This is a genomic window from Piscinibacter sp., from assembly GCF_050175855.1.
GTDB lineage: Bacteria > Pseudomonadota > Gammaproteobacteria > Burkholderiales > Burkholderiaceae_C > Piscinibacter.
In genome coordinates this window covers 1-4,175 of the sequence record NZ_JBFXIO010000415.1, presented here as the reverse complement: position 1 = coordinate 4,175, position 4,175 = coordinate 1, and the positions used below count along the sequence as shown (strand labels likewise).

Sequence of the window (4,175 nt, the reverse complement as noted above, 5' to 3'; positions counted from 1 at the left end):
AGGCCGGCCCGAGCGTCGTTCTGATCGACCTCGACCACTTCAAGCAGATCAACGACCAGTACGGCCACGTCTTCGGCGACACCGTGCTCAAGAGCGTGGCGCTGGCCATCCGCTCGTGCGTGAAGGGCCGCGACCTGGTCGCGCGCTACGGCGGCGAGGAGTTCGTCGTGCTGCTGCCGGGCACGGCGCTGGCCGGCGCCGCGGCGCTGGCCGAGCAGATCCGCACCACCATCGCCGCGGCTCGCGTGCGCCGGGGCAAGAGCCAGGAAAGCGTGGGCGCCATCACCGTCTCGCTGGGCGTGGCGGCCTGGAAGCCTGGTGAGTCGATGGACGCGCTGATCGACCGCGCCGACCAGGCGCTGTATCGCTCCAAGCGCGAAGGCCGTAATCGCGTCACTGCCGGACACTGAGCCGAGGCGGTGCACGCGGGCTGAGAGCCGGGTTGTTCCCAAGCCGGCCCGCGATCCCCCTGGGGGATCGACCGACGTACCCGTCGGCCGAGGGGCTCAGTTTCCTACCAGTCGTCGTCGTCCAGCCGGCCCGGCGTGCTGTCCTCGTCGACCAGGGTGTTGCCCAGGCCGAGCAGCTCGCGGGCGCGCTGCAGGGCGATCAGGCCGCGGTGGGTGCGCTGGTGGTGGTGCAGGCCGCGCTCCATCGTCCACACCACCTCGATCAGCTCCGAGCTGCCCTTCGCGGCACGCACGCGCTCGACCAGCCGTCCGCCGTTGGGCTGCGGATCGCAGCGCAGGCACTCGAGCAGCTGGCCGCGCGCTTGCTCCAGCACGGGCAGGTCTTCGGCCAGCACGACCACCGGCGGCGCCGGGGGCTGCGGCGGCGGCACCACCCGGCCGGGTGGCAGGAAGGGGCGCTTCGGCAGTTCGTCGACGGCCGGGGCCACGGCCGCGGCCACCACGCGCGGCGCGGGCGGAGGCGGCGGCGCAGGCAGTGGCGGCGGGAGTTCGGCCGGCACCGGTGCCTCGGGCACCGGCTGCGCTGCTGTCTCGACATCCACCGCCAGCTCGGTGATCTCGGCCGCTGGCGGGCTCTCCAGCGGCACCTCCACCGGCGGCGGCGCCGGCGGCTCCTCGGGCGGCAGTTCCACGTAGCCCATGCGCACCAGATCCTCGAGGTGGCTGGTCGCGGCGCCGGCCTGGTGCGCCAGGCTCAGCACCTCCGACAGCGGCCGGCGGCCGTCGACGAGGAACAGCACCGTGCGGTGGCGCTGGGTGATCTCGCCGGTGCGCTTGCGCATCGCCTCCTGACCCAGGGCGGTCTTGGTGGGAATGGCGGGGGCGGACATCGGCGGCCAGCGTTCGAGTGGTGTGAAGCCGAATGATTGTCGCAGTTCGACCTCTCGCGCACGAAGCGAGCGCCCGCCAGCGTGCGAAATCTCGCTTGATGTCGCTCAGGGCGCCACGGCAGGGGGCCCGCAGAATCCACAGCTGCCCATGGACACCGCCGCCGCCCTCTTCCGCGCCCGCGGCCTGGCCAAGACCTATCGCACCGGCGAGGTCGAGGTGCGGGCGCTGCACGGCGTCGACCTGCAGATTGCCGCCGGCGAGTTCGTGGTGCTGCTCGGGCCCTCGGGAAGCGGCAAATCGACCCTGCTGAACATCCTCGGCGGGCTCGACGTGCCCAGCGACGGCGAGGTGTGGTTCGCCGACCACCGCCTGACCGGCGCCAGCGAAGCCGAGCTGACCACCTACCGGCGCGAGCATGTCGGCTTCGTGTTCCAGTTCTACAACCTCATCCCCAGCCTGACGGTGCGCGAGAACGTCGCGCTGGTGACCGACATCGCCGAGAACCCGATGCCGGCGGACGAGGCGATCGACCTCGTCGGTCTGACCCCGCGGCGCGACCACTTCCCGGCCCAGCTCTCCGGCGGCGAACAGCAGCGCGTGGCGATCGCACGCGCCATCGCCAAGCGGCCGCAGGTGCTGCTGTGCGACGAGCCGACCGGCGCGCTCGACTACACCACCGGCAAGCTGGTGCTGGAGGTGATCGCGCGCATCAACCGCGAGCTCGGCACGACGGCGGTGGTGATCACGCACAACGCGGCCATCGCCGGCATGGCCGACACCGTGATCCACCTCGGCGACGGCACGGTGCAGCGCATCGAGCGCAACTCGCACAAGATCTCGCCGTCCGAGCTGTCGTGGTGAGCACACGATGAGAGCCCTGGACCGCAAGCTGCTGCGCGACCTGCGCCTGATGTGGAGCCAGGCGCTGACCATCGCGCTGGTGGTGGCCAGCGGCATCGGCGGCTTCATCACCAGCCTCTCGGCGGTGGAATCGCTGGCGCTCGCCCGCGACGGCTTCTACGCCGATGCCCGCTTCGCCGACCTGTTCGCCAGCGTCAAGCGCGCACCGCAGGCGCTGGCCGGGCAGCTCGCCGCGCAGCCCGGCGTGGCCGAGGTGCAGACCACGGTTGAGCAGATGGTGCGCATCGAGCTGCCGGACACGGCCGACCCCATCATCGGCCAGCTGATCGGGCTGGACCCGCGTCGTCCGCACTCGCTGAACCGCGTCACGCTGGCCAGCGGCCGCGCGCTCGACGGCGGCGGCTCGCGCCGCGGCGACGGCGCGATGGAGGTGCTGGTCTCCGAGGGCTTCGCGCAGGCGCGCGGCCTGAAGCCCGGCGCCACGCTGAAGGCGCTGGTCAACGGGCGACAGCGCACGCTGGTGATCGTGGGCACGGCGCTGTCGCCGGAGTTCGTGTTCGCCGGCCTGTGGGGCATGCCCGACCTGCGCGGCTTCGGCATCTTCTGGATGGACCGCGAGGCGCTGGCCTCGGCCTACGACATGAACGGGGCCTTCAACCGCATCGCCATCCGGCTCGCGCCGGGCGCGTCGGAAGAAGCGGTGATCGACTCGCTCTCCCGCACCCTGGCGCCCTGGGGCGGCCGCGAGGTCGTCGGCCGCGCCGACCAGACCTCGCACGCCATGCTCGACAACGAGATCAAGGAGCAGCGCGTGCTCGGCACCGTGCTGCCGGCGATCTTCCTCGGCGTGGCGGCCTTCCTGCTCAACGTGGTGGTGTCGCGCCTGGTGGCCACGCAGCGCGAGCAGATCGCCGCCTTGAAGGCGCTGGGCTACGCCAACCACGACATCGCCGCGCACTACCTCAAGCTGGTGCTGCTGATCGTGCTGGCCGGGCTGGCGCTCGGCGTGGTGGTCGGCGACCGGCTCGGCACCATGTTCACCGGGCTGTATGCCGAGTTCTTCTACTTCCCGCGCTTCGACCACCGCATCGCGCCGTGGCTGCTGCTGGTCAGCATCGGCATCACCGTGGTGACCGCGGTGCTGGGCACGCTCAACGCCATCCTGGCCACCGTGCGCCTGGCGCCGGCGCAGGCGATGCGACCGCCGGCGCCGGGGCACTACCGCCGCACGCTGCTCGAACGGCTGGGCATCCAGGCCATCGGCCCGGCGCTGCGCATGATCATCCGCAACATGGAGCGCCGGCCGCTGCGCACCGGCCTGTCGATCGCCGGCGTGGCCGCGTCGGTGGCCATCGTGGTGCTCGGCAACTTCTTCCGCGACGCGATCGAGACCATCGTCGATGCGCAGTTCAACGTGGCGATGCGCAGCGATGTCGCGGTGTGGCTGGCCGAGCCCGGCGACGACGCGATGCGGCTCGATCTCGCCCGCCTGCCCGCGGTGACGCAGGTGGAGTCGACGCGCTTCGTGCCGGTGATCCTGCACCACGGCCACCGCAGCGAGCGTAGCCTGATCCGCGGCTACGACGGCCGCGCGGTGCTCTACCGCGTGGTCGACGCCGACAACCGCGCCACGGTGCTGGAAGGCCGCGGCCTGGTGATCACCGACCGGCTGGCCGACAAGCTCGGCGTGCGCGTCGGCGAGCCGCTGGAGGTGGAAGTGCTCGAAGGCCGGCCGCGGCGCATCACGCTGACCGTGGGCGCCACGGTGCGCGAGATGATGGGCCTGAACGCCTACATCGACCGCACGACGCTGAACCGCGCGCTTGGCGACGGCGACCTCTCCAGCGGCTTCGTGCTGGCCACCGAGCGCGGCCGCGAGGAGAAGCTGCTCGAGGCCATCAAGGCCGTGCCGCGCGTGGCCGGCGCCTTCAGCAAGGCCACCATGCTGCGCAACATGGAGGAGATCAGCGCCCGCAACGTGCGCATCATGAGCACCATCCTGACCGCCTTCGC

General features: G+C 71.9%; 4 protein-coding genes. 3 read left to right on the top strand and 1 reads right to left on the bottom strand.

From position 1 onward, the window contains the following. A partial coding sequence (locus tag AB7U92_RS22810; protein ID WP_428582412.1) for a GGDEF domain-containing protein occupies window positions 1–410 on the top strand: 410 nt, incomplete at its 5' end. A 104-nt stretch (window positions 411–514) separates the two neighbouring features. Here the strand turns inward: AB7U92_RS22810 and AB7U92_RS22805 are convergent. After that, window positions 515–1,300, bottom strand: a complete 786-nt coding sequence (locus AB7U92_RS22805) for a hypothetical protein (RefSeq protein WP_428582410.1) — start codon at window positions 1,298–1,300, stop codon at window positions 515–517. 148 nt (window positions 1,301–1,448) lie between these two features. On the opposite strand from AB7U92_RS22805, the gene AB7U92_RS22800 reads away from it, so the two are divergent. Both AB7U92_RS22800 and AB7U92_RS22795 read left to right on the top strand, forming a co-directional pair. Continuing rightward, window positions 1,449–2,162, top strand: coding sequence for an ABC transporter ATP-binding protein (locus tag AB7U92_RS22800; protein WP_428582408.1), 714 nt, complete (start codon window positions 1,449–1,451; stop codon window positions 2,160–2,162). A gap of 7 nt (window positions 2,163–2,169) precedes the next feature. Then, window positions 2,170–4,175, top strand: a 2,006-nt coding sequence (locus AB7U92_RS22795; RefSeq protein ID WP_428582406.1) for an ABC transporter permease, incomplete at its 3' end; no start/stop codon positions are given.

What these genes read in the sequence shown, in the direction of transcription:
- AB7U92_RS22805 (WP_428582410.1), bottom strand. Translation starts at nt 1,300, where the DNA reads ATGTCCGCCCCCGCCATTCCCACCAAGACCGCCCTGGGTCAGGAGGCG.
- AB7U92_RS22800 (WP_428582408.1), top strand. Translation starts at nt 1,449, where the DNA reads ATGGACACCGCCGCCGCCCTCTTCCGCGCCCGCGGCCTGGCCAAGACC.